Genomic DNA, 22901 nt, shown 5'->3' with positions numbered 1-22901 from the left:
GCACCATGCGACGCACCATGGAGAGCCGTCGGGCACGGCGCGCGACCAGGTTCGCGGGTAGGGATGTGCAGTCTTCTCCATTAGGCTAGCACAGCTATAATGCCCCGAGCCCTATCCCGAACGCGGCGCTGCGGCATTGCGGAACTTCGCTGGCAGAAACGCTCAGCGCAACACGCCACCGCGAGCACCGGCCGGTGCTCGCCAAACCCTGGCCAGATCCCGGCCAAACCGCGCCGCCCCCCAGACCCCGTGCCCATCCACGCCCTCTTCCTGATTGCCGCAATGGCCCTTGTCGGCAGCAATGTCGGGCTGGGCAAAGCCATCGTTGCCTACGTACCGATCCTGCTGTTCGCGCTGCTGCGCTTCGCCATCGCCATTGCCTGCCTGGCGCCTTGGTACCGTCCGGCACGCATGCGCGCGGTGTCGCGCGGCGAGTGGCTCAATCTCTTCCTGCAAGCCTTCTTCGGAACGTTCCTGTTCACGCTGCTGATGCTGGGCGGCGTGAGGCTGACCAGCGCCATGGCGGCGGGCGTGATCACCAGCACCATCCCGGCCACGGTGGCCCTGCTCTCCTGGCTGATCCTGCGCGAACGGCTGTCCCGGCGTACGGTGTTCTCGGTATTGCTGGCGGTGGCGGGCATCGCGGTACTGAACGTGGCGCGTGGCACGGAGCATGGCGGCGGCGCCGGTGGCAGCGGCGGCGAGCATGCGCTGCTCGGCAACCTGATGATCATGGGCGCGGTGATCTGCGAGTCGATCTACGTGATCCTCTCGCGGCGATTGGCGCAGACCCTGGCCGCCATCGAGATCTGCGCCTACACCCACCTGATCGGTGGATTGCTGATGCTGCCGCTGGGCCTGATGCCGCTGCTGAGTTTCGACATGGCATCGGTGCCGATGAGCATATGGTGGATGCTGCTCTGGTACGCGCTGTCGGCCAGCATCTTCTCATTCTGGCTGTGGATGAAAGGCGTGCGCCACGTGCCAGCGCAGATGGCGGGCGTGTTCACGGCGGTGCTGCCGATCGCGGCCGCCACCTATGGCATCGTGTTCCTCGGGGAGACGCCGGGCTGGCCGCACGGCGTCGCGCTCGCCTGCGTGCTGGCGGGCATCGCCCTGGCGAGCTGGCCCGGGCCGCTGGCCCGCCGGGCATGGCTCGCCAGCAGGAAAGAGGCGCGCAATGCCGACTAGGCCCGCGCTGGCAAAGCCCCCGGATCTGCGAAATCTGCGCAGTGCACGATCCCGCCCCCCCCGCATTTGGGCAGCCACCAAAACGGACTGGGCACGGCAGGCTGAAGGGGTGCCGCCTTATGCCAGCGGCCAGCGGCCAGCGCCTCATGCCGCCGGATGAGCTGGCGGGTGCGGCACGGGCAGCACCAGGGAGACTTGAAAGCCGCCCCCTGCAGCATTACTAGCCAGGCATTGCCCTCCCATCCGCTCCACCAGGCGGCTGACGATCGCCAGCCCCAAGCCGCAATGCCCGTCACCGCCGCGCGACGTATCAAGCCTGACGAAGGGACGCATGGCCACCTCGACCTGCGCGTCCGGCATGCCCTCGCCATGGTCGCGTATCACGATATGCCAGCGATCGCCTTGCCGCCTGGTCTCGATCTGGATGGGCGGCATGCCGTACTCCAGCGCGTTGTCCACCAGGTTGGTGACCATCCGGTCCACCAGCGTGCGCGGCAGGACGCACTGCGGGCCGGCATCCAGGCGCAACTGGAACAATGCGCCGGAAAACTGCATGCGCAGGAAGGCGTCGACCTCGATGGCCGGCCCGGGATCGGGACTCTCGTTCGCGTATTCGAGAAACTGGTTGACAATATGGGTGATCGAGTCGATGTCCTGCACAAAGCCGCCGCGCTCCGCGGTATCCGCCAGCACGTCGGCGCGCAGGCGCAGCCGGGTCAGCGGCGACTTCAGGTCATGCGCCACGCCGGCGAGCATGACGGCCTGGTTCTCGCGGCTCTCCGCCTGCCTGCGCATCATGTCGTTGAAGGACTCGGCGAGATAGCGCAACTCGGACGGGCCCGTCACCGGAATCAGCGCCGCGCTCCCGCCATCGCCAAGCTCCCGCGCGGCACCGGCCACGCGGGCAATCGGGCGCTGCATCTGCCATGCCACGAACAAGGACAGCAGGATCGCTGCGACCAGCATGCCGGTGGTTTCAAAGACGAACGGCGGCAATGGCGGCGGCCGCATGTCCAGTGCCATGACGGCCCAGTGGGGCTGCCCGGGAAGCCGCGCCCACAGGTGCGGCGGCCAAGCCTGGTCCACCCGCAGCTCCGACCCCGCGGGAAGCCCTTGCCGAAGGTCGCGCAACAGATGGCGCAGCGGCCCATGCTCCGGCAGCGGGCCGGCGGCGGGCTCGGTGCCAGGCGCGGCAAGCCGGATGGCAGCGCCCGGCTTGCGCCCCGCGCCGGCGCCCGGCCGCCCGTCGAGCGTGCCCAGTGCCAGCACGATGCCCCGCGCCATGCCTTCCGCCTGGCCATGCGGGCGCAGGTGGAACATGAGCGCGGTCCAGCCCAGATGAACGATGACAAGCACGGATACGGATAGCACCGCCATGCGCCCGAACAGCGTATTGAACGGATTCTTCATGCGTCCGGCGCTTCATCGACGTCATCGGCTTCGTCAGCGCAGAACGCGTCGAGCCCGGGAACAAAGACATAGCCGCGGCCCCGCACTGTCTGGATATAACGGGGTACCGATGGATCATCTTCAATCACCCGGCGCAAGCGCCAAACCGGCACATCCAGGCTGCGGTCGCGGAAATGCATGTCCGAGCCATAGAGACGGTCATGCAGCCGGGCACGCGAAAGCACTTTCATGGGGTGGCCGGTGAAGACCTTGAGCATGGCGAATTCGGTATCGCGCAATGGCAGGCGCTCGCCGTCCCGCGTCAGGATACGGACGGAAAAATCGACGTCGAACGGGCCAAAGCTGTAAGAAAGGCGCCGCTCGGGCGCGCTACCCGGGGCCTGCGGGCGGCGGCGCAGCACCGCGTGGATCCGCGCCAGCAATTCGCGCGAGCAAAATGGCTTGGGCAGGTAGTCGTCGGCGCCAAGCTCCAGGCCCGCGGCACGGTCGGCGGCCTCGCCGCGCGCCGACAGAAAAATCATGGGCACATCGTCGCCGGCCGCGCGCACTTCCCGTAACGCGCTCAGCCCGTCCTTGCGCGGCATCATGATATCGAGCAGCACGACGGATGGCCGCTCTTGCGTGAGGCGGCGCGACAGGTCGTAGCCATCATGCAGCACCGACACCGTCATGCCGCTCGATAGCAGGATGCGTGACAGCAGATCACAGGCGACGGGGTCGTCGTCGACGAGAAGCACGTGAGGAGTCATGTACATAGTTTGGCGAGCCAGGCGCCTGCACGAAATGAAGCGGCTGCCTGTCCGTCGCCATAGGGGTTCCGCAGGTGAAGGCGTACGCACGCCGACCGGGAGCGGCGTGCGCGGCACGGTGGCCGGCAATGCCGGCACCGGCCATCCAAGCGGTGTTTTATGCCTGCGTGGTGACGAAGTTACCAACGGTGCTCATCGTACCCTTGCCACTGCTCAGGTTGGCCGACAGCGTTTGCAGGAACGACTGCAAGGATACCGTCGATCCCGAGCTACCGGATTGCTGTAGCGCGGAAAAATCCGTCTCGAGGGTCCCGAGCGTCGTTGCGGCCGAGCTGCTGGCGCCGTCCGCGCTGGTCCCGGTGGACGAAGTGGTGCTGGCGCCGGCCTCTTGCGCCAGGCTGGACAGATCCGAGCTGAGGCTTTGGTAATGGTGGTGATGGTGGTGATGTCCGGATGCGGCAGCCGGCGCCTGCGCCGTCTGCGTGGCGTCGGTCCCGGTGGCGCTGGCCACGGTGCTGGCCGTCGTGCTGGCGGCGCTGGCCGCGGCGCTTGTGCCCTGGCTCGCGGTGGTGCCGGCAGCCTGGGCAGCAAGTGCCTGGAACAACGCGCCGACAAAGGCCTGCACCGCGTTGCCGGACGCATCCGTGCTGTCCGTCGCGCTGGACGCGGTGGCGGCGTTGCTGGCGGCGGCGTCCGAAGCGGTGCTGGCGGAAGTGGCGGAAGTGGAGGAAATGGCGGACGCCGCGGTCGTCGAGCTGTCCGTGCTGGACGACGCGGTCGTGATGCCCAGCTGCGCCAGCGTTTGCTGAAGTGCCTGCATCAGCGCATCGGCTGGATTGCTGACCGAGTTGCTGGTGTCGCTGCCGCTCGTCGCATCCTGGCTACCGCAGCTTTTGGTGGTGGACTGCGTCTGGAACAGGCTGGACAGCGACGTGTTGCTGCCAATTGCGCTCAAGGTCATGATCACATCTCCGTTATTGAGGAGATGCCAAGATAACCGCCGGCCCACCGGGAACATTGTCCAAGGAGAAAACGGAATCGGGGCCATTTCGCCTCCCCGTAAGGCCCTGTAAGGCAAAGGTCCCAGGCAGGGAGGATGCGCTTCGCGGCAGGTGACGCGCATCGGCCGGCCATGCGCAGCAAAGCGCACCCTCAGTACTGTCGACAAGCGCATGCAATCCGGCATCCCCCCCTCGCTAGGTGTATGATTTCGGGCTGAATTTCCCCTCGACTGTCCTCCCCACAAAAATGACTGTCATCAAACAAGAAGACCTCATCCAGAGCGTCGCCGACTCCCTGCAATACATCAGCTACTACCACCCGATGGACTACATCACCAGCCTGGGCCGTGCCTATGAGCTGGAGCAGAGTCCCGCGGCCAAGGATGCGATCGCGCAGATCTTGACCAACAGCCGCATGTGCGCCGAAGGCAAGCGCCCGATCTGCCAGGACACCGGCATCGTGACGATCTTCGTCAAGGTCGGCATGGATGTGCGCTGGGATGGCGCCACCATGGGCCTGTCGGACATGATCAACGAAGGCGTGCGCCGCGGCTACACCAACCCGGACAACGTGCTGCGCGCGTCCATCGTGAGCCCGCCCGAAGGCGGCCGCAAGAACACCAAGGACAACACCCCTGCCGTGATCCACTACGAAGTGGTGCCGGGCAATACGGTGGACATCCAGGTGGCGGCCAAGGGCGGCGGCTCGGAGAACAAGTCCAAGTTCGTCATGCTCAACCCGTCCGACTCCATCGTCGACTGGGTGCTCAAGACCGTGCCGACCATGGGCGCCGGCTGGTGCCCGCCGGGCATGCTGGGCATCGGCATCGGCGGCACTGCCGAGAAGGCCATGGTCATGGCCAAGGAATCGCTGATGGACCCGATCGACATCCAGGACGTGATCGCTCGCGGCCCGCAGGACTGGATCGAGGAAATGCGCGTCGAGCTGTATGAGAAGGTCAATGCGCTGGGCATCGGCGCGCAAGGCCTGGGCGGCCTGGCCACCGTGCTGGACGTGAAGATCATGGGCTATCCGACCCACGCGGCTTCCAAGCCGGTGGCAATGATCCCGAACTGCGCGGCCACCCGCCACGTGCATTTCACGCTGGACGGCAGCGGCCCGGCCAAGCTCGAAGCGCCTGACCTGTCGGCCTGGCCGAAGGTCGAGTGGGCACCGAACACCGAGACCTCCAAGCGCGTCGACCTGAACACGCTGACGCCGGAAGAAGTCGCTTCGTGGAAGCCGGGCCAGACCCTGCTGCTCAACGGCAAGATGCTGACCGGCCGCGACGCCGCGCACAAGCGCATCGCCGACATGCTGGCCAAGGGCGAAAAGCTGCCGGTCGATTTCACCAACCGCGTGATCTACTACGTGGGCCCGGTCGATCCGGTGCGTGACGAGGCCGTCGGCCCGGCAGGCCCGACCACCGCGACCCGCATGGACAAGTTCACCGAGATGATGCTGGCCGAGACCGGCCTGATCTCGATGATCGGCAAGGCCGAGCGCGGCCCGGTGGCGATCGAGGCCATCAAGAAGCACAAGTCGGCCTACCTGATGGCGGTCGGCGGCGCGGCTTACCTGGTGGCCAAGGCGATCAAAGAGGCCAAGGTGGTCGGCTTCGAAGACCTCGGCATGGAAGCCATCTACGAGTTCGACGTCAAGGACATGCCCGTGACGGTGGCCGTGGACAGCGAAGGCACCTCGGTGCACAAGACCGGCCCCGCCGAATGGCAAGCCAAGATTGGCAAGATCCCGGTTGCTGCGCTGTAAAGGCCGGCCACGCCGTGACAGCCATGCTGTGAACAAAAAGCCGGGTCTTCCGACCCGGCTTTTTGCTACTCATCTTCCTGATTACGCACAACGCACTACGCAAACGTGAACAACGCACCTATCGGCATCTTCGATTCCGGCCTCGGCGGCCTGTCCGTATTGCGCGAAATCCGCGCCCTGCTGCCGCATGAATCGCTGATCTACGTGGCTGACTCGAAGTACGCGCCCTATGGCGAAAAGCCCGAGCGCTTTGTCGAGGCGCGCACGCTGCAGGTTTGCGAATGGCTGGTGGCGCAGGGCTGCAAGGCCCTGGTGATCGCCTGCAACACCGCCACCATGCATGCGATCCACACACTGCGCGAACGGCTGACGCTGCCGATCATCGGCGTCGAGCCCGGCCTGAAACCCGCCGCCGCAGCGAGCCGCAGCAAGGTGGTCGGCGTGCTGGCCACGGCCAACACGCTGAAAAGCGCAAAGTTCGGCCGCCTGCTTGCCTCGCTGGAAGGCGAGAGCCGTTTCCTCTGCGAGGCCGGCGTCGGGCTGGTACCGTTGATCGAGCAAGGCGATGTGGCCGGCCCGGCCGTGCGCGAGAAACTCACCGCCTACCTGTCGCCCATGCTCGAAGCCGGCGCCGATACACTGGTGCTCGGCTGCACCCACTATCCCTTCCTGTCCGAGACTGTGCGGGAGCTGGTAGGCGAGCGCCTTACGCTGGTCGATACCGGCGATGCCATCGCGCGGCAGTTGCGGCGCAAGCTGGCCGAGCACGGCATGGCCGCCAGCGCCGATGCGGTGCCGAACGACCGCTACACCTCGACCAAGGACGCCGCCCATCTGCGCGCCATGGCTGCGGCGCTGCTGCATGTGGACGCGCCGGCGCAAACCCTGGTGATCGAGCCCGCGCCGGCATTCGACTAAGACAACGCCATCCTGCGTCTGGTTATTGTTATTGTCATTGCAGGAACCCCAGCGGCCGGTGCTGCCGCACATCCGGCTTGACCGCATGCTCCTGGCGCAGTTGCGCGAGGAACTCATCGGACGTCAGTGTTTCGCCGAGCAGCACGCACTGACGTTTGACCGTGGCGAAATCGCCCGGCGTCAGGCAATCCATCTTCGCGAGCTCTTCGCGCACATAGTTGCGCACGGCGTTCTGCCGGCTTTGCATGAAGCTGTCGGCTTCGTCGAGCAGCAGGATTGCACCATCCTCCTCCGCACGGGCGAACATCGCGGCAATCTGCTGCTCGGTTTCCCCCACGTACTTGCTCATCAGGTCGGAGGCGCGCCGGATCATCAGCGGCTGCTCGAGCGCGGCCGCGATGTGCTCGGCCAGCGCCGTCTTGCCGGTACCCGGGGGGCCGTAGAAGCACAAGGTGCCACGCTGTCGCGCCTTGAGCGCTTGCACGATCTTGCCGACTTCGTAGCGCGTCTCCAGGTTCAGGTAATCCAGGCGGTAGTGCGTCACCACCGGGCGCCCCTCCACTTCCGGGCGCAGTCCCATGGCGCGATCGGCATGGTCAAGCTGCCGCAAGATCAGCGCCTCCACCGGCTCCGCCACGCCCGGGCCTGCCAATTGCACGAAGCGCGCGGCCGATTGCACCTGTGCCGGCGTCAACGTCTTGCGCGCCGCCAGCGACGCGATAAAGGCGTCGCTCACATCCAAGGTGCCCAGGTGCTTGCGGATGATGTTCTCGCGCACCAGCGGCGGCGGGATCTTCAGTTCCAGGTGAAACTGGAAACGCCGCAGGTAGGCCGGATCGATCTGGCGAATCGAGTTGGAAATCCAGATCACCGGCACCGGGTTCTGCTCCAGCGTCTGGTTGACCCAGGCCTTGCCGTTCACCGAGCCACGCGGGTCTTCCTGGCCAAACAGGCTGGTCAGTTCGCGCGCGCTGCCGGGGAACACATCCTCGACTTCATCGAACAGCAAGGCCGTGCGCGGCCGTCCGCGCAGAAACGCCTGCGACACCTGCAGCGAGCGATAGCGATCCTTGCCCGACAAGCTGTTGCCGTCGCGGTCCAGGCAGTCCACCTCGTACAGCTCGCAGCCGGCCTCGCGCGCCAGCAGCCTCGCGAACTCGGTCTTGCCGGTGCCGGGCGGGCCGTAGATCAGCACATTGACGCCGCAGGCATGCTGCCGCGTGGCATTGGCCAGCAGCGCCGAGAGGTAGCGTGCATCGGTCTCGACATGTGGATAGTCCCCGGTGCCAAGCGTGGGCGCCGCCGCCGGGCGCGTGAACACCGCCATCATCTCCGCTTCGTTCGCATAGTTGCCAAGCAGCACATGCAGCAGGCGATCTGACAGGCGCATCAGGTCGCCCAGGTCGGTCACGCTGTTCTCCGGCAATGGCTGCTCGATCAGGTTGAGCGTCTCCAGGCGCGAGCCCGGCCGCAGCGAGGCCGCCACCGCGGCCGGACTGGCGCCGGTCAAGCCGGCGAGGATCTGGAAGGCTTCCTGGCTGTGCGCCACCTTGCAGTCCACCATCACCGCGCGCAGGTCGCGCTTGTATTTTGCAAGCGCCGCATACAGCAGCAGCTTGCGCTCGTGCTCGGGCAAATCCAGCACATGGCTGAGCATGTCGATATTGCGCACCAGCAGCACGCGTTCGCCATCCAGCCGCGCCGCCAGCGCCGCCGCCGACGCGTCGAACACGGCGAACATATCCTTGGCGTGATGCTTGACGTACTCATCCAGGTAGTAGAACAGCGCGCTCTCGTCGAACGCGCTGTTCCATTGCCCGTGCCGCTCCAGGAATTCCTCGGGCGTAAGGCGCGCGGCGCCCTTCCAGGCGGGCATATCGGCGCAGCGCGCGGCGAGGAAGCGCTGGACGCGCAATACCACGCCGTACGGCCAAACCATCTCCTGGGCGCTGACCGTCAGGATGTCGTTGATATTGCTGCGCAGGTTGAATCTTGGCCCCAGCGAGCACACGACCCGCAGGGCGAACTGGGCGCACATCCAGTCGAGCGCGGAGGTGCATGGCGCGCCGGTAGCGGCACGCAGGAGGGTCGAGCGGTCGTCTTCGGCGAAACGGGTGAAGTCCATGGCCTGGTCCTCTCGCACGGGGGAGCGCCGTGGCCGGCGCGGCGAAATGCTCGAATTGCTCGAATGGCTCGTCTTTTTCCTATGCTAGCGCGCTTTGTGGCAGATCGGGCATTGCCGGCAACCCTGGGCCGTGCGAGAGCGCGCATTTTGTCGCAGCCGCGGGAAGCCGTCGCCAAATCGGCGTATAAAGACGGGTTCGCGGCAGCGATTCAATGCATTGCACAAAATGCTACCAAATAAGAATCATTATCGTTTATACTGGGCACCTGACACGCTGCCTCGAGAGCGGCGCTCCCACCGGCATCACTGTTGAAGGAGCGTTTATCATGGAATTGCTGCTTAGCTTGCTGGTCGGTTGTGGCATCTCGCTGATCCTGTTCTATCGCAAATAGGCCCTATCGCTAATAAAGCCGGCGCCGCGCCAATTCGCCGACATCTGCTGTTTTCTCATGTTCGATCAACGTTTTTTCAAGATCACGCTCGCCGTCCTGCTGTTCCACGTCGGCCTGCTTTACCTGATCCAGAGCGGGCTGGGGCGCAAGATCACGGAAGCCGTGATCTCGCCTGAAATCGTCGCCCGCATCATTCCGCTCGAGCCGCCCCAAAAGCCCGCCGTCGAGACGCCCAAGCCAAAACCGGAATCCCCGCCCAAGCAGGTGAAGGTCACCGCACCCAAGCCCGCACCGCCGCAACCGCGCCCCACGCCGACGCCGGTGGCATCGCTGCCGCCGACGCCCAATGCCGTGGAAGCACCGCCCGCGCCGCCTGCCCCGCCGGCACCGCCTGCCCCCGCCCCTGAGCCGGTCGCTCCTGTGTCGGCAGCGCCGCGCGCGGTCGGCATTGGCGAGATCCAGTGCAGCCCGCCGCAACCCACTTATCCGTCGCAATCGCGGCGCATGGGTGAAACCGGCAAGGCCGTGGTGCGTCTGACTACAGACGATACCGGCAAGGTGGTCAAGACCGCGGTCGTGACCTCAAGCGGATCCTCCAGGCTGGACCAGGCCGCCGAAGACGCGGTGCGACGCATGCGCTGCAAGCCTTATCTGGACAACGGTCGTGCCGTGGCGGTTACCGCCCAGCAGCCGATCGGGTTCGAACTCAACTGATTTCAATACCGACCTCACCAGGAACCAACATGCAGGACCTCGGACTTTCACACCTCTGGACGCAAGGCGATTTCGTCATGCGTGCCACCGCCATCAGCCCGGTGGGCGAGGCACTGATCATGACCGCGTTCGGCCTGGCCGTTGCAATCCCCGCCGTGCTCGGCTACAACGCGCTGACCCGCGGCAACAAGGGCGTGATCTCGAAGCTCAACCGCTTCGCCCACGACCTGCACGCCTACTTCGTCACCGGCGCCCGTATGCGCCCGACCAGCGCCCGCCCGGACGACACTAGCGTGCGCCTCGCCGTCAAGAACCAGTAAGGCCGTAGCAAGGCCAAGGCAACAAGGAAGTCATCATGGCATTCGGCACCCTCGACTCGGACGATGACGAAGTAATGAGCGAAATCAACATGACGCCGCTGGTCGACGTCATGCTGGTGCTGCTGATCATCTTCATCATCACCATCCCCGTGATCAACCACGCGGTCAAGATCGACCTTCCGCGTGCAACCAACACGCCCAACGATCCCAAGCCGCAGAGCATCAACCTGTCGATCGACGCCAGCGGCAAGGTCTTCTGGAACCAGGCCGAGGTCGACGAGCCCACGCTCGAGGCCAACATCGCCCAAGCCGCGCAGCAGCAGCCGCAACCCGAGCTGCATCTGCGGGCCGATCGCGACGTGCGCTATGAGCGCGTGGCGGAAGTCATGGCGGCCGCGCAGCATGGCGGATTGGGAAAGATCGGTTTCATCACGGAACCCAAGCACTAGCGTTGTTCGCGCCGCGCCCTTCGGGCCGGCAGCGCAGCAGCAAAAAGGGCACTCCATGGAGTGTTGCGCCGGCGCGGGTAGCGCTCGGCTGGCGAGATTGAAAATCTCTATTGTAATGATAACAATTCTCATTTAAGATGAGGCCAACTTGAACCCGGTCGTGGCAGCACGCAGTCCCGCGTTGCCGCCACAGACCACCGGACCGGAGCCCACCCATGAGCACCCTGACCCTGCCGCTGTCGCAACCGCATGAAGTCACCCGCCGCCGTCTTTCCCTGCGCCGGGTCGAAGTCAACCCCAACAAGGCTGCGCAAGCGCGGCGCGAGAACCCCGCCAGCGCGGCTATCGAATCCATGAAATCTGCTGTCGCGGCCCTGCCCGCCCGGCTGGAAGCCCTGGTGCGTGATAGCCTTCCCACAGCGCCCACTGGCGATGCCGTGCCCCTGGATTCGCTGATGCGCGGCACCAACCTGCTGCCGATCCTGCATAACGGCGAAGTCTACACGCTGCGCATTACGCGCTACGGAAAGCTGATCCTGACGAAGTGAGCGTGCACAAGCGTACACCCGCGCAAGCACGGGCCATGCCGCGGGAAACCATGCCACGCTGTACGGATTCCTAGGGATGCAGCGCCGGGCTACCGGAGCCGGCAGCCCGGCGCTGAAGCAGGTCGACAGACTTTAGCGTCAGGCAACACAAGCACTTCAGTCAGCAGTAAGCGGGAAGCAGGTAGCGCCTGGACAGTGAGCTACGCTCACTGCCGGCGCTACGCTCGCCTCTGCTTGCAGGCGTGTATCAGACGCCCAGCGCGGCAATGCCCGCACGCGCGATCTGGGCGTCTTCGGTCGACTTCACGCCCGACACGCCAACCGCACCCACTACCTGGTCATTGACCACGATAGGCACACCACCCTCCAACATGCCTTGCAGCACCGGCGCGGTCATGAACGAATGACGGCCGTTGTTGATCATGTCCTCGTAAACCTTGGACTCGCGACGGCCCAGCGACGACGTACGCGCCTTCTCGGTGGCGATGTAGCTCGAGATTGGTGCAGCGCCATCCAGGCGTTGCAGTGCCAGCAGGTGGCCGCCATCGTCCACAATGGCAATCGAAACCGCCCATTGATGATTCTTGGCTTCCAGTTCGGCCGCGGCCAGTACCTTCTTCACATCATCTGCCGTCAGCACGGTTTTTTGCTGCATACCACTCTCCTCGAAGATCATTTCAGTGAGCCGGAAGTATAGCGCCACGGCCCTTGGCATGACCATGCCACAACCGTCCCGGCACCTGTCCGCAAAAAGCAAAAGACCCGCTTTGAGCGGGCCTTTTACTGATTCACGGCGTTGCGGGATGCGGACTGCCGAAGCCCTCGGGGCTGCGGGCTTGTGTCCGGCAAACTCAGGCTCCGTCGCTGAACTGGTCGCGGCGATCGCCAACCTTGGCGCCGTCGGTGAACGGATCAACCTTGCGTGCGCCGTCGGTATACGGGTCAACCTTGCCAAGCTTGGCGCCATCGGTGTAGGGATCGACCTTGCCGATCTTGGCACCATCGGTGTACGGGTCTGCCTTGGCAATACCGGCTGCAAAGGCGGATGCGGAGAGTGCGGAGAGGGCGGTCAGGGCTGCGATCGCCACCAGGCTGTTCTTGATCTTCATGGGCGGATCCTCTTGGGAATTAGGTGGTGCTGGAGGGGCGCTGGATGATGAAGCTTTGCGGAATCTTGTCATCACGGCGTCACAGCAGCAGTATAAGGGGAAACCCTAATAACGATATGAGCGCTGGTTTGACCTGTCTCTTCAAATATTTTGACCCTTCTGCCGACTACGGAACCTTGTCCGTATTGCCGCCTACAGTTTGCCTCCCAGGGCTGCGCCCGGAAAACGAAAGGGCCCCGAAGGGCCCTTTTCACCAACCAGCGCGCGGCAGGTCGTTCATGCCTATCGCCAGTGGCGTCCATGTCCATGGCCGTAATAGCCCCGGCCGTAGCCCCGCTCGTAGTAACCGCGGCCATAGTAACGCGGGCCGTAGCCGTAATAGCCCGGGCCCGGACCGTAGTAGACCGGCGGCGGGCCATAGTAGACAGGAGCAGGCGCCATGATCACGGGCGGTGCGGCAATATAAGCCGGAGGCGGATAGTACGCCGGGAGAACGAGAGCAGCGCCTCCCTCGCCGCGCTGGGAACTGCAGCTGGTCCGAAGTTTGGCGATCTGCTGGATTCATTCGTCAAGGCGCCGCCGACCAAAGGCACCCGGTTCTGGGAGCCGGCTCATATTGACTTCTGGCGGGTTGAGCTTGGCGCCATGAAAACTGGCGAAATCACCAGGGGTGCAATCAACGCCTGCAAGGCGACGCTGCTGGTAAAGCCTGCGGTCAGGTTCACGCCGGCAGGGCCGATCACTCTGGACAAGCCACTAACCCCCGCGACGGTCAACCGCTACCTGGCGACGCTTTCCAGCGTCCTGAACTTTGCTCTGCAGCGTGGCGTTATTGACTCGCACCCCATGAAGGGTGGCGCGGTGGCCAAGGAGAAGGAATCCGAGGGCCGGCGCCGCATCCTTACGCCAGACGAAGAACAGCGCCTGTATGCCGCTTGCGACGCCAGCACCTGGCCGATGATGCGCCTGCTGTTGCGCGTTTGCCTTACGACTGCGGCGCGCAAGTCAGAGGTTCTAAATCTCCGCTGGCAGGATGTGGATTTCGACCGCTCCGTGGCGATGTTGCCCAAGACGAAAAACGATTCATCGCGCGCCCTGCCCCTGGTGAGCGATGTGAAGGCCGCGCTGACCGAAGCCAAGAAGGTGCGCGCGCTGAATTCGGACTATGTATTCTTTGACCCCAGGCACCCCGAGCGGCCCAAGAATATCGACATGCTATGGAAGGCCGCACGCAAGCGCGCTGGCCTATGGCAGGACCGCGACGACCCGCTGGACCAGGTGGTGCTGCACACAACGCGCCACACCACCGCGACCAAGCTAGTCCGTAGCGAAAAGAACCTTGCAAAGGTGCAGGCCGTTACCGGCCACAAGACGCTGGCGATGCTCAACCGGTACACGCACCTGGACACAGATGACGCCGTGGAGATTGCCGAGCGAACGTTCGGCAGCGGTGCTTAGATGTGCGTCGTTACAATTTGTTACAAGTTTTTTTGGGCACCTTCGGGTGCCCTTTTTATTCACGCGCGTGAATATTTTAAATCATTGCACTTCACGCTGAGTCATTGATTTAAACATCGCATCACTCATTCGTCCGCAGCGGATCGACGCACATTAGCAACGTGTTGACCCCTGTGAATATCGTTCTGTATTAACGTTGCACCCAACACAACTAATTCGTTGGGAGCAAGAAATCGTGCAGACCAATCAAATCGAACTGAACGACCTTTATAACGTGCACGACTTCGCTGCGCGTCATCCGAAGATTCTGTCGGTGCAAACCCTGCGCTACCAGCTTAGGTTCCGGGACTACAACGGCCTGGCCAAGGCTTGCGTGCAGCTTGGAAAAAAGTTGCTGATTTCCGAACGCCGCTATCAGGAATGGCTATCGGAAACTGGCGGCGTGGCCGTGGCTAAACAATAAAAAAAGGACCGTTCATATGGAACGATCCTTTAAGAAAAACACCACGAACACCGCCAATTATATGCGTAACACCGCATCGCCGCGTAGCTATATGCGTTATTTCAATCGTGTGGTTTTTGCGCACAACTATGTGCAGGTTCATGTCGCGCTGTTCGATCTAGTGCCACGACTGCTGCGTCGTGGCCAGTCGCCCGAGACGGTGGCGAATGACTTGGCGCAGTTGGCGAGCATCAACGGCTTTCACGATTGCGTTGCGACTGTCGTCAACGAACTGGCGATGCGGGGTGCGGCATGAGCGCGGCCGCTATCGACATTGACCGCGCACGCGCTGCGCTGTGGGCGCTGGATGCCGGCGTGGATCGCCGCGAATGGGTCCGCATTGGCTGCGCAGCGAAGGCTGCTGGCCTCACGTTCGAGGACTTCAACGACTGGAGCGCGACCGCCGGCAACTACGGCGGCCAGGGTGACACCAGCGACGCCTGGAAATCATTTAAGCGGGACGGCGGCGTGAATGCCGGCACCCTGTTCCACCTGGCGCGTGAAGCTGGCTGGGCTGACCCGGCAAGCGACCACAAGCCCCAGCGTGATGCGAGACGCGCCGCACCACTGCGCGAATGGTGGGAACGTGGTCCGGCAGCAACGGCGGATCATGGCTACATCACCAGGAAACACGGCACGCCTGACGGGCTGCGCCTGGTGTCGTGGCCGCTGCAGGGCTGGGCGGCGTTCAAGGGGCGCTGCCTGGAAGGCTGGCTGATGGTCCCGGTTCGCGCGCCAAGCGGCGAACTGGCGTCCATTCAGTTCATCGGCCCGAACGGCGGCGAGAAGCTGAACGCCTTTGGCTGCTCGATGGCCGGGACGTTCACCGTTGGCACGCTGGAGCATGGCGCGCCCGCGTACATCATTGAAGGCATTGGGCATGCCTGGAGCGTCAACGCAGTCACTGGCAGCGCCGCAGTGGTGTCGTTCGGAGCTAGCAACATCGAGAAAGCCACCGCCGCCATCAAGCGCGCTGGCGCCAAGCCGATCATCGTTCCTGACCGTGGCAAAGAGCGCGAAGCCGCCGCCGCTGCTGCGCGTCATGGGTGCGCATACGCCGTGCTGCCTGCCGACCTGGCGGACGGCAATGACGTGAACGACCTGCACCTTGAGCGTGGCGCCGATGCCGTGCTGGCGGTGCTGAAGCAGGCAGTGGAGGTTGCGGCGAACGACAATGCGCGTAACGATGCGCGCCGCCGCCTGCAGCAAGACGAAAACGCGAGACTGCAGGAAGCGGAGCACGACACCGAGCCGCCGTCGCTATCTATCGATGACATGCTGAACGACTGCGTGTGGATCGCATCGGGCAGCCAGGTGGGCCGAATCAGCAATCCCAAATGGGTTTTGCCGTTCAGCGAGTTCTGCGACCTGACTGCATCTTGCGCCAGCAAGGTGGAAGGCGACGATGGCCGGCGCCGTCGCGTGCTGCACGCTGTCACCTGGAAGCAGCACGCCGAGCGCAAAACGGTTATGACCCGCACGTTTTACGCTGGTGCGCCTGCCATCTGCGCAGACCCTGATGGCGCGACTGCGCTGAATTCGTGGCGTCCCATCGAGCGCCGCAAGGCCGCACGCGACGTGACCCCGTTTCTTGAGCAAGTCGAGTACCTGATCGGAGACGACACCGAGCGCGGCGCGTTTCTGGATTGGCTGGCGCACATCGAGCAGCGCCCCGGTGTGCTGCCGCATTACGGCTGGCTGCACATCGCCAAGAACACCGGCACCGGTCGCAACTGGCTGGCATCGGTGCTGGCTCGCTTGTGGCGCGGCTATGTGGCTCCCAACGTCGATTTGCCGGCGCTACTCGAAAGCCAGTTCAACGGCGCGCTTGCGGGCCGCGTGTTGGCCATGGTGGACGAAGTGCAAGAGGGCGGAGGCGAAAACCAGTTCCGCCACGCTAACCGCCTGAAATCTATCGTCAACGCCGAGGAACGCTCCATCAATCCGAAATTCGGCCGCCAGTTCAAGGAACACAATTCCTGCCGCTGGCTGGTGTTCAGCAACCACGACAACGCGCTGCCGCTGAACGATACCGACCGCCGCTGGCGTGTGGTGCGGCACGACGCGGCGCCACGCTCCCCGGAAGTCTACGCGCGCCTGTATGCGCTGCTGGATGATGGCGAATTCATCAACGCCGTTGGCGTGTGGCTGCGCGACCGCGATATCAGCGCATTCAACCCAGGTGAGCGCCCGCCGATGAGCGACGCCAAGCGCGCCGCCGTGGATGCGTCGAAATCGCTGATGCATCGCAACGCCGACGAACCTGGACGAGCGCCAAGGGGCACGATCTGGCGGCGGAAATCTGCCGAGCGCGCCCTGATGGGTTCAGGACCACACCGGAAGTCCTGGCTGCAGCCTGACCAATAGCCCGCCACCAAGGCGGGCTTTTTGTTGGCCGCACATTACGCGGGATTGAAGTGAGCTATAGCGCGTGACGTTCCATGATGCGGAGTGAAGGTAACGGTAACGGCAGGTAACGGCATTTCTAATAGGACTGAAATTCACCGGATTTTCCCAAGCCTATGCAGATTGCCGTTACCTACCGTTACCGTTACCTCTGCGCGCTAAGTCAGGAAGGTATATGCCCCGACCAACCACACTGCACCGCGCCCTGCACGACATGCGCAACCTGTCCATGGCACTGCTGGGGCAGCATCGGTTCGCCTCGCATGCCGGTGACGTGCTGCTGGTGTGCGCAGTGGCGGTTGGCGACCTGGAGGGCAAGCCCATGACCGCCTGGAAGCTGGCGGCCTATGTGGGCATGCCACGGCCCACGATAGTGCGCAGGCTTGCGAGGATGGCGCGCGCTGGGCTGGTGGCCAGGGATGGCAGGGGTAGGTACAGCCTCACCACGGAGGGGCGCAGGCGGGCCGCTAGGGCGGCTGGCAGGCAAATGTGATGCCGGGTCCTCTTTGAGGGGGTATGTCATGCGGAGTCAGTGGCTCCGCCGCACTCCAGGTGTCAGTGCCCCAAAAAACATCATTTCCGTTTCCGCATTGTGAAACGGAGACGCCGCAGCGCGGAAATCCCACATAAGGAAGTCCAGGCGCGAACGCGCAAGAATTCGCAGGACTGCAGCGCGAAGAACCCACAAGAGGAAAAACGGGCGCGAACTCTGCAAAATCTAAACCGAGATAACCGAAACCGAGCGACCGCATGCACAAAGACGTTTTTGACGAATACCTGAACCCGACCACGCCGGAATTTACGCGCAACGCCGACCTGCTGGAACGCATGGCCAATGCGCTTGGCAAACCCAGCGCCGGCGCACAGGCCAACCCGATCCGCATTGCTATCGAACAAGGTGGCCGCGCGCTTGGCTTCCGCGACATTGGCATGGGCGACGAGCCGCGCCGCGTTGCACAGCCGGCCGTCGCAACCGCCGCGATTGACCTGGCTCGCGCCATCGACCTGGGAGTGAATGGCGCAAATATTGCGCAATTGCTGGGCATCGAAAGCATCGCACCGGCAGGCGGCAATCCCGACACGAACGTTCCACTGCCCAGCGCGACCACCAAGCCTGCTGGCGAGACTAAGGCGGTTGACCCGCTGGCGACCGTACGCGAACACTCGCAGGCCGCACGCGCTGGCGCGTTCGTCTTCCTGCCCCCGGACGGGCGGGCGCCGGGATACAACGCTGCCACCAGCGGGTACAGCACAACGGCGCTCGGTCGCGTGGTCGATGCTGCGCAGTTTGCGCAGGTGGCTGACGGCGCGAGCGCGGCTGTGTCGCCAAAGCCGGTTCATGACCTGAGCTTCGGATACGCCGACATGCCGTCTTACGCGCTTCGCTTTACGCTGTCGCGAGCCGAGCAGCGCGCCCTGGGCGGCGATACGCTGCATGACGAACTGACCAACGCCATCTTGCGCGGCGTTGGGCTTGCTTGTGGACAAGCTGGTATTCGACGCCATCGACGCAGCGACCCCGGCAGCGTTCGATTTCGGGAGGCTGGCAGCCCGCAACGTCGGCCTCGGCGACGTCACCGCCATCCTGGGAACTGGCGGCCAGGGCGCAACTGTTTGGCAGGATGGCACGCTTCGTTCGAAGGAAGGCATCGCCGCGCGCCTAACGGCTGGTCATGCCAAGTCGTTCGCCGGTGTGTTCTCGCGCGCGTTCGTCGCTGTGTGGCCGACCGTGAGCGTCCACGCCAAGCGCATGGATGCAAACGGAAACCTGGACGTTAGCGTGTTTGCAAACGCGCGCGCCGTCCTGCCCACCGCTGCGCTGGACTTCTTCACGGTGGCGGCATGATCGGCAACCTGAAAAACCTGCTGGGCAGCTGCCAGGACGAAGCTGCTGCAGTGGCCGCCACAGCGCCCACCGACGCATTGCCCGCCGATGTGGCAGTCACCATTGCCGGCGCGCACGTAATCGGGCGTCCTGGTGCAGACGATAAATCTGCGCGTCAATTGATTACCACGGCGCGAGGCGCGTTCTTCTACGGCGCCGAGCAGCCGCGCGCCTGGTTGCAGTCGAACTGGCCCGACCTGACCGATGTGCAACGGCAACACGCCCTTGGCCTGATCGGCTCTCTAGTCATCGCGGCCAAGCGCGAGCAGGAAGCCGCCGCAGCTGCTGTGCGTGGCGGGTCAAGGTGGGCGAACTGGCAACCGATTCGGAGCGTTTAAACATGGAAAAGATTTCGCTTAGCCTTCCGGGCGAACTGCGCCAACAGATTGAAACTGCACGCCGCGATATGTCGCAGCGTGTCGGCGCCGAGCTGTCAATGAGCCAGGCCGCCCAGGCGCTACTGCGGCGCGCGCTGGACCACCAGCCGAACGACTCTCAACCCGCTGCGGGTTAAAGCAGACCAGGCCACTCGCGCCGCCTGGGTCCGGAAAGAGCGCGAGCGTGGGAGTAGGACCGCACCAACGACTTCGAAACGCGGTCCGTATCACCCGCCCTGGCGCCGAGGCCGGAAATATCGGCGCACCACCCAACAAAACATTGACCAATGCACGCAAAACCATTTTCGCAGCAGCTGAATATCATCATGAACGGCCTGCAAGTACAGCGCAGCGTCCTGTTCGGCTCACCCACTCTGTTGTCGCCCGCCGTCACTGACGTTGCTGGCGAACTTCGCCGCGCCGCCCAGGAAATTGAAATCCTGGCCATTGACCTGCTTGCCCAACAGCGCGCCGAGGCCAACGGCCACCGCGCAACGCTGGGGGACGAGTGATGTTTGGGAAATTGATTTCGCGCCTGCTTGGTCGAGCAAACGACGAAGCCACCCACTCGCCCGCACGCGAGCAAGCGCCGACCACACCAGCACCGCGCCAGGACCGCCGCAAATTACGCCGGGCCAAGCGCCGCGCTGCACCTGGTGCGCGCCGGATTGATCCTGCCGCGCCGTGGCTGGAGCAGGCACGGAGCGCCAAGCGATGAACGACCAAGACCTGTTCAGCCAGTTGGTCAGCGCAATCAGCACTGCCGACAAGATTGCAGCCGATACGCGCCTGGCAGCAAAAGACCGCGACACCGCCGGGCGCATCCGCGAAGCACTGAAGGTGTGGAAAGGCGCTGCCTTTCAATTCAAAGACTATCAACCCGCCGTAGAGGCCACCGCATGATTGATTTCGCAATGACCGCTCCGGAAATTGGCGCCATCCTGGGAATTACGGCGCGCCGCGTCACGCAGTATCGGGACGACAAGCTGCTGCCTGCCGTGGAGCGCGGGAAATTTGATCCCGTGTTCCTTCTGTACCTTCGTAAGGGCGAGCAGCGCGCTGACGGACTGCGCAGGCGTCCTGACCGCGACACGCTTCTGGCGCTGGGATGGCTTGGCGGGGTTCACGACAAACCGAGCGATGAAGACCTGGCGGCATTCGGCACGGTTTTCGAACGCAACGGGTTGACGCGTGATGCCGCCCTGGTGGCCATTGGCCGCGCCATGCAGCTGGTGACGCGATGAGCAAGGGCGACGCTTACCGCATGCCTACTGAGGCGCCTTGGAGCGACGCGGAAACCTGGGATGCCGCCGTTGCTCGCCTGCTGGGGCCGCGCCTGACTAGCGATCCAGCCTGCAAGCGCCGCCGCGACGCGCTGGCCCTGGCTGCCGCCGCGCTGCGGACTGCTGGCGAGAAAGACCTAGCCTGCAAAGCCGAGCACCGCGCGACCGTTTAAACAAGTTTCACAACCCAGCAACAACGAACCACAGCAACAAATGGAAGTTCTGACTCACTCTGACCACGCCCGCATCGCTCTACTCCAAGCACTCGCTGGAGAACTTGCCAACATGGCAGCCGACGCACTGGAACCCCACGCCGGATTGCCCATCGACACCGATTTGCGCGCAAAGCTTGCCGCAGACGTGTATCAAGCCCTGCGCAGCAGCATGCCGCCGCTGAGGAACGTGCAGCATGCGCTGGACGTGTTCCCGGCCACTGCCTGACCACACCGCCAAGCGCGGGCATTTTTGCAAGCCATCGCCCATGGCCGCCTAACTGTTGGTAAGTTGAGGGGCCAAGCGGCGTAAACTAGCGGATGCAGGCCCCAGGCATTACATTAACCCCTGTCTTGGGACTTGGGGGCTACTATGCCGGGGGTTATGCGGCTCCGCGTATGGGACGTGGAGCACGGCGCTTGCGCCATGATTCAGCATGTCACGTCCACGCTTCTGGGCGGTGATGTTGGCGGACGGCTGGCGATGATCGATTCGGGTGATACCGATTCGTGGCGGCCAAGCACTTTCATCCGCCACGGCCTGGGTCGGAACATGCTGGACTACCTGTTCATCACGAACGCCGACCAAGACCACATGAGCGACTTGCGGGGCATAGAGGACGCCGGCATCGTCGTCCCAGTCCTCTTTCGCAATCCTAGCTACACCAGCAACCAGATTCGCCAGGTCAAGCTTAACGGCGGACCGCTTACTGGCGACGCGTCTTGGTACGCAGATGCGTGCGCCAGCTACAACCAGCCCGCCAGCGAGCCGTTCAACCAGTACATGGGCGGTATCACGGCGACGGCTTTCTGGAACAGCTACCCGGTTTTCACAGATACGAACAATCTCAGCCTGGCCGTCTTCATCCGATACGGCCCCTTTAGCATTCTGTTTCCAGGCGACATTGAAAAGGACGGCTGGCGAGCACTGCTTCAGCGGGCAGACTTCCGACAAGCGCTGAGCAATCTCGATGTCCTGGTGGCCTCGCATCATGGGCGCGAAAACGGTTTCTGCCCCGAGCTTTTCAACTTCTGCACGCCCCAAGCAATCGTCATTTCCGATAAGCCGATCCAGCACGACACACAGCGCACCGTGCCGGACTATCGGGCCGTGGTGCGAGACACCGGCGTGCTGGTGAGGACCACGGGCAAGCGGCGCCACGTGCTTACCACGCGCCGCGATGGGACTATCCAGTTCGAGGTCTCCGAGGACGGCACCTTTCACATCGACACGGAGTGCCAAGGATGAAAGCCCGCTCACACGTCCTGAAGGACGCGAACATCAAGTGGCTGGTTATGCTGGCCGTGCTGGATGCGGCCGTGGTGCTCCTTTTCATCGCGCCCGAGTTGGTGGACGCCAGCAAGATGGCTATCCTGCGGGCCAGCGCATCGCCGCTGTTGCCGGTTGTGGTTCTGTTGCTCACCGGGCTTTTGTCGCATGAAGCTAAGGCGAGGCTTGTCTACTGGAGGATCAGAAACCCGCTACCAGGCAGCCAGGCTTTCACGAAATACGCGCCGGCAGATGCCCGCACCGACATGAAGGCGCTGGCAAGGAATGTCGGGGCCTTGCCGACCGATCCAGCCTCTCGCGCTGTGGTACGCAGGGGCACCCACTGCGAGTCGATGGATTGCTGGGGGCTTGTTCGCCCTACAGTACGTGATGTGCGCGATTGGCGCGCGTAACAGCGGCACGCGATTCGTGTGCAACGTGTTGGCTATTCACTCGACCACCAAGGTAACGACCAAGCCGGCAGCGCGGGGCGCAGCGAGCAGCGGCGCCTAGAAAGACAAAAGCCCTGTCCACCGCGATGGACAGGGCTGTTTGCTTTTGGTGTGGTGCCCGGAGCGGGAGTCGAACCCGCACGCCTTTCGGCTCCGAATTTTAAGTCCGGTACGTCTACCAGTTTCGTCATCCGGGCGAGGCCGCGAGTATAGCGCAGCTTGTGTAATCGGTGCGTAACGCACATCGCAACCGACCACAAGCGAGCGACACGAACGTGAAGCGACGTGAAGATATCCCCATAAAATCAAGGTGTTACGTTGTGCATGGTGTCGTTGCTTTGCGATTGTACTGGACTTAA

Annotated in this window: 28 protein-coding genes, 1 tRNA gene and 1 pseudogene; 22 read left to right on the top strand and 8 right to left on the bottom strand. The window is 63.7% G+C overall.

Going from position 1 to position 22901, the window contains the following annotated elements; genetic code table 11:
- Positions 1–249 precede the first annotated feature (249 nt).
- Positions 250–1191 (top strand): DMT family transporter, encoded by a 942-nt coding sequence (locus tag OR16_RS14230; RefSeq protein WP_006158655.1) that lies wholly within the window; start codon positions 250–252, stop codon positions 1189–1191.
- Positions 1192–1335: 144 nt separating this feature from the next.
- Here OR16_RS14230 and OR16_RS14225 read toward each other — a convergent pair whose 3' ends face one another.
- The 3 genes from OR16_RS14225 to OR16_RS14215 all read right to left on the bottom strand — a co-directional run bounded on the left by OR16_RS14225 (position 1336) and on the right by OR16_RS14215 (position 4311).
- Complete coding sequence (locus OR16_RS14225) at positions 1336–2601, bottom strand: sensor histidine kinase (protein WP_006158654.1); 1266 nt, start codon at positions 2599–2601, stop codon at positions 1336–1338.
- The gene (locus OR16_RS14220; protein ID WP_043419734.1) at positions 2598–3350 is read right to left on the bottom strand and encodes a response regulator; all 753 of its coding nucleotides are present in this window, start codon (positions 3348–3350) and stop codon (positions 2598–2600) included. Before OR16_RS14220 ends, OR16_RS14225 begins: the two co-directional genes overlap by 4 nt.
- Positions 3351–3507: 157 nt before the next feature.
- A complete protein-coding gene (locus OR16_RS14215) occupies positions 3508–4311 on the bottom strand; it encodes a hypothetical protein (protein ID WP_043419691.1) in 804 nt (267 codons plus the stop codon).
- A gap of 287 nt (positions 4312–4598) precedes the next feature.
- Between OR16_RS14215 and OR16_RS14210 the strand changes: the two genes are divergently transcribed.
- Positions 4599–6122 carry a fumarate hydratase gene (locus tag OR16_RS14210; protein WP_006158651.1) on the top strand — a complete coding sequence of 508 codons (1524 nt, stop codon included), beginning with the start codon at positions 4599–4601 and terminating at the stop codon, positions 6120–6122.
- 105 nt (positions 6123–6227) lie between these two features.
- Positions 6228–7040, top strand: a complete 813-nt coding sequence (gene murI / locus OR16_RS14205; protein ID WP_006158650.1) for a glutamate racemase — start codon at positions 6228–6230, stop codon at positions 7038–7040.
- Between the two features lie 34 nt (positions 7041–7074).
- Here the strand turns inward: murI and OR16_RS14200 are convergent, their stop codons facing one another.
- Positions 7075–9165, bottom strand: coding sequence for an AAA family ATPase (locus OR16_RS14200; RefSeq protein WP_006158649.1), 2091 nt, complete (start codon positions 9163–9165; stop codon positions 7075–7077).
- Positions 9166–9614: 449 nt separating this feature from the next.
- On the opposite strand from OR16_RS14200, the gene OR16_RS14190 reads away from it, so the two are divergent.
- The 4 genes and pseudogenes from OR16_RS14190 (at position 9615) to OR16_RS14175 (ending at position 11588) form a co-directional block, all read left to right on the top strand.
- A complete protein-coding gene (locus tag OR16_RS14190; protein WP_006158648.1) occupies positions 9615–10271 on the top strand; it encodes an energy transducer TonB in 657 nt (218 codons plus the stop codon).
- Positions 10272–10369: 98 nt separating this feature from the next.
- Positions 10370–10591, top strand: a pseudogene (locus tag OR16_RS14185) (MotA/TolQ/ExbB proton channel family protein); the annotation flags it as partial.
- A 35-nt stretch (positions 10592–10626) separates the two neighbouring features.
- Positions 10627–11040 (top strand): ExbD/TolR family protein, encoded by a 414-nt coding sequence (locus tag OR16_RS14180; RefSeq protein ID WP_006158646.1) that lies wholly within the window; start codon positions 10627–10629, stop codon positions 11038–11040.
- Between the two features lie 215 nt (positions 11041–11255).
- Entirely contained in the window at positions 11256–11588 is a 333-nt protein-coding gene (locus tag OR16_RS14175; protein WP_006158645.1) for a hemin uptake protein HemP, read from the top strand.
- Positions 11589–11835: 247 nt separating this feature from the next.
- On the opposite strand, the gene OR16_RS14170 is transcribed toward OR16_RS14175, so the two are convergent.
- On the bottom strand, positions 11836–12243 hold the full coding sequence (locus OR16_RS14170) for a heme-binding protein (protein WP_006158644.1): 408 nt from the start codon (positions 12241–12243) through the stop codon (positions 11836–11838).
- A gap of 196 nt (positions 12244–12439) precedes the next feature.
- Positions 12440–12697, bottom strand: a complete 258-nt coding sequence (locus OR16_RS14165) for a hypothetical protein (protein ID WP_006158643.1) — start codon at positions 12695–12697, stop codon at positions 12440–12442.
- Positions 12698–12997: 300 nt separating this feature from the next.
- On the opposite strand from OR16_RS14165, the gene OR16_RS45725 reads away from it, so the two are divergent.
- The 5 genes from OR16_RS45725 to OR16_RS14140 all read left to right on the top strand — a co-directional run bounded on the left by OR16_RS45725 (position 12998) and on the right by OR16_RS14140 (position 17556).
- Positions 12998–14155, top strand: a complete 1158-nt coding sequence (locus OR16_RS45725) for a tyrosine-type recombinase/integrase (protein WP_423739655.1) — start codon at positions 12998–13000, stop codon at positions 14153–14155.
- A 235-nt stretch (positions 14156–14390) separates the two neighbouring features.
- Entirely contained in the window at positions 14391–14618 is a 228-nt protein-coding gene (locus OR16_RS14155; RefSeq protein WP_006158639.1) for a hypothetical protein, read from the top strand.
- A 16-nt stretch (positions 14619–14634) separates the two neighbouring features.
- Positions 14635–14913, top strand: coding sequence for a hypothetical protein (locus tag OR16_RS14150; RefSeq protein ID WP_006158638.1), 279 nt, complete (start codon positions 14635–14637; stop codon positions 14911–14913).
- Complete coding sequence (locus tag OR16_RS39710) at positions 14910–17024, top strand: DUF5906 domain-containing protein (RefSeq protein WP_006158637.1); 2115 nt, start codon at positions 14910–14912, stop codon at positions 17022–17024. The genes OR16_RS14150 and OR16_RS39710 overlap by 4 nt, the downstream gene beginning before the upstream one ends.
- Before the next feature lie 214 nt (positions 17025–17238).
- Positions 17239–17556 carry a helix-turn-helix domain-containing protein gene (locus OR16_RS14140; protein WP_043419684.1) on the top strand — a complete coding sequence of 106 codons (318 nt, stop codon included), beginning with the start codon at positions 17239–17241 and terminating at the stop codon, positions 17554–17556.
- Positions 17557–17636: 80 nt separating this feature from the next.
- Here the strand turns inward: OR16_RS14140 and OR16_RS43500 are convergent, their stop codons facing one another.
- On the bottom strand, positions 17637–18551 hold the full coding sequence (locus OR16_RS43500) for a hypothetical protein (RefSeq protein WP_141639870.1): 915 nt from the start codon (positions 18549–18551) through the stop codon (positions 17637–17639).
- On the opposite strand from OR16_RS43500, the gene OR16_RS14130 reads away from it, so the two are divergent.
- The 10 genes from OR16_RS14130 to OR16_RS14095 all read left to right on the top strand — a co-directional run bounded on the left by OR16_RS14130 (position 18538) and on the right by OR16_RS14095 (position 22503).
- Positions 18538–18909 (top strand): hypothetical protein, encoded by a 372-nt coding sequence (locus OR16_RS14130; RefSeq protein WP_006158635.1) that lies wholly within the window; start codon positions 18538–18540, stop codon positions 18907–18909. The two genes, OR16_RS43500 and OR16_RS14130, sit on opposite strands and share 14 nt — an antisense overlap.
- A complete protein-coding gene (locus tag OR16_RS14125; RefSeq protein ID WP_006158634.1) occupies positions 18906–19286 on the top strand; it encodes a hypothetical protein in 381 nt (126 codons plus the stop codon). Before OR16_RS14130 ends, OR16_RS14125 begins: the two co-directional genes overlap by 4 nt.
- A 2-nt stretch (positions 19287–19288) precedes the next feature.
- Positions 19289–19462 (top strand): hypothetical protein, encoded by a 174-nt coding sequence (locus tag OR16_RS44065; RefSeq protein ID WP_158001355.1) that lies wholly within the window; start codon positions 19289–19291, stop codon positions 19460–19462.
- A 189-nt stretch (positions 19463–19651) separates the two neighbouring features.
- Entirely contained in the window at positions 19652–19837 is a 186-nt protein-coding gene (locus OR16_RS14120; RefSeq protein ID WP_141639869.1) for a hypothetical protein, read from the top strand.
- 202 nt (positions 19838–20039) lie between these two features.
- The gene (locus OR16_RS14115; protein WP_006158632.1) at positions 20040–20228 is read left to right on the top strand and encodes a hypothetical protein; all 189 of its coding nucleotides are present in this window, start codon (positions 20040–20042) and stop codon (positions 20226–20228) included.
- A complete protein-coding gene (locus OR16_RS14110) occupies positions 20225–20569 on the top strand; it encodes a hypothetical protein (protein WP_006158631.1) in 345 nt (114 codons plus the stop codon). Before OR16_RS14115 ends, OR16_RS14110 begins: the two co-directional genes overlap by 4 nt.
- Positions 20566–20781, top strand: coding sequence for a hypothetical protein (locus OR16_RS14105; RefSeq protein ID WP_006158630.1), 216 nt, complete (start codon positions 20566–20568; stop codon positions 20779–20781). The genes OR16_RS14110 and OR16_RS14105 overlap by 4 nt, the downstream gene beginning before the upstream one ends.
- Positions 20782–20893: 112 nt before the next feature.
- Complete coding sequence (locus tag OR16_RS44060) at positions 20894–21049, top strand: hypothetical protein (protein WP_158001354.1); 156 nt, start codon at positions 20894–20896, stop codon at positions 21047–21049.
- 198 nt (positions 21050–21247) lie between these two features.
- Entirely contained in the window at positions 21248–22069 is an 822-nt protein-coding gene (locus OR16_RS14100) for a ComEC/Rec2 family competence protein (RefSeq protein ID WP_237717056.1), read from the top strand.
- Positions 22066–22503 carry a hypothetical protein gene (locus OR16_RS14095; protein WP_006158627.1) on the top strand — a complete coding sequence of 146 codons (438 nt, stop codon included), beginning with the start codon at positions 22066–22068 and terminating at the stop codon, positions 22501–22503. The genes OR16_RS14100 and OR16_RS14095 overlap by 4 nt, the downstream gene beginning before the upstream one ends.
- Before the next feature lie 151 nt (positions 22504–22654).
- Here the strand turns inward: OR16_RS14095 and OR16_RS14090 are convergent.
- Positions 22655–22739, bottom strand: a tRNA-Leu gene (locus OR16_RS14090).
- Between the last annotated feature and the right edge of the window lie 162 nt (positions 22740–22901).

The sequence above is a fragment of the Cupriavidus basilensis OR16 genome (genome assembly GCF_000243095.1).
Lineage (GTDB): Bacteria > Pseudomonadota > Gammaproteobacteria > Burkholderiales > Burkholderiaceae > Cupriavidus > Cupriavidus basilensis_D.
The sequence above is the reverse complement of the archived record's forward strand: the minus strand, read 5'-3'. Positions and strand labels throughout refer to the sequence as shown.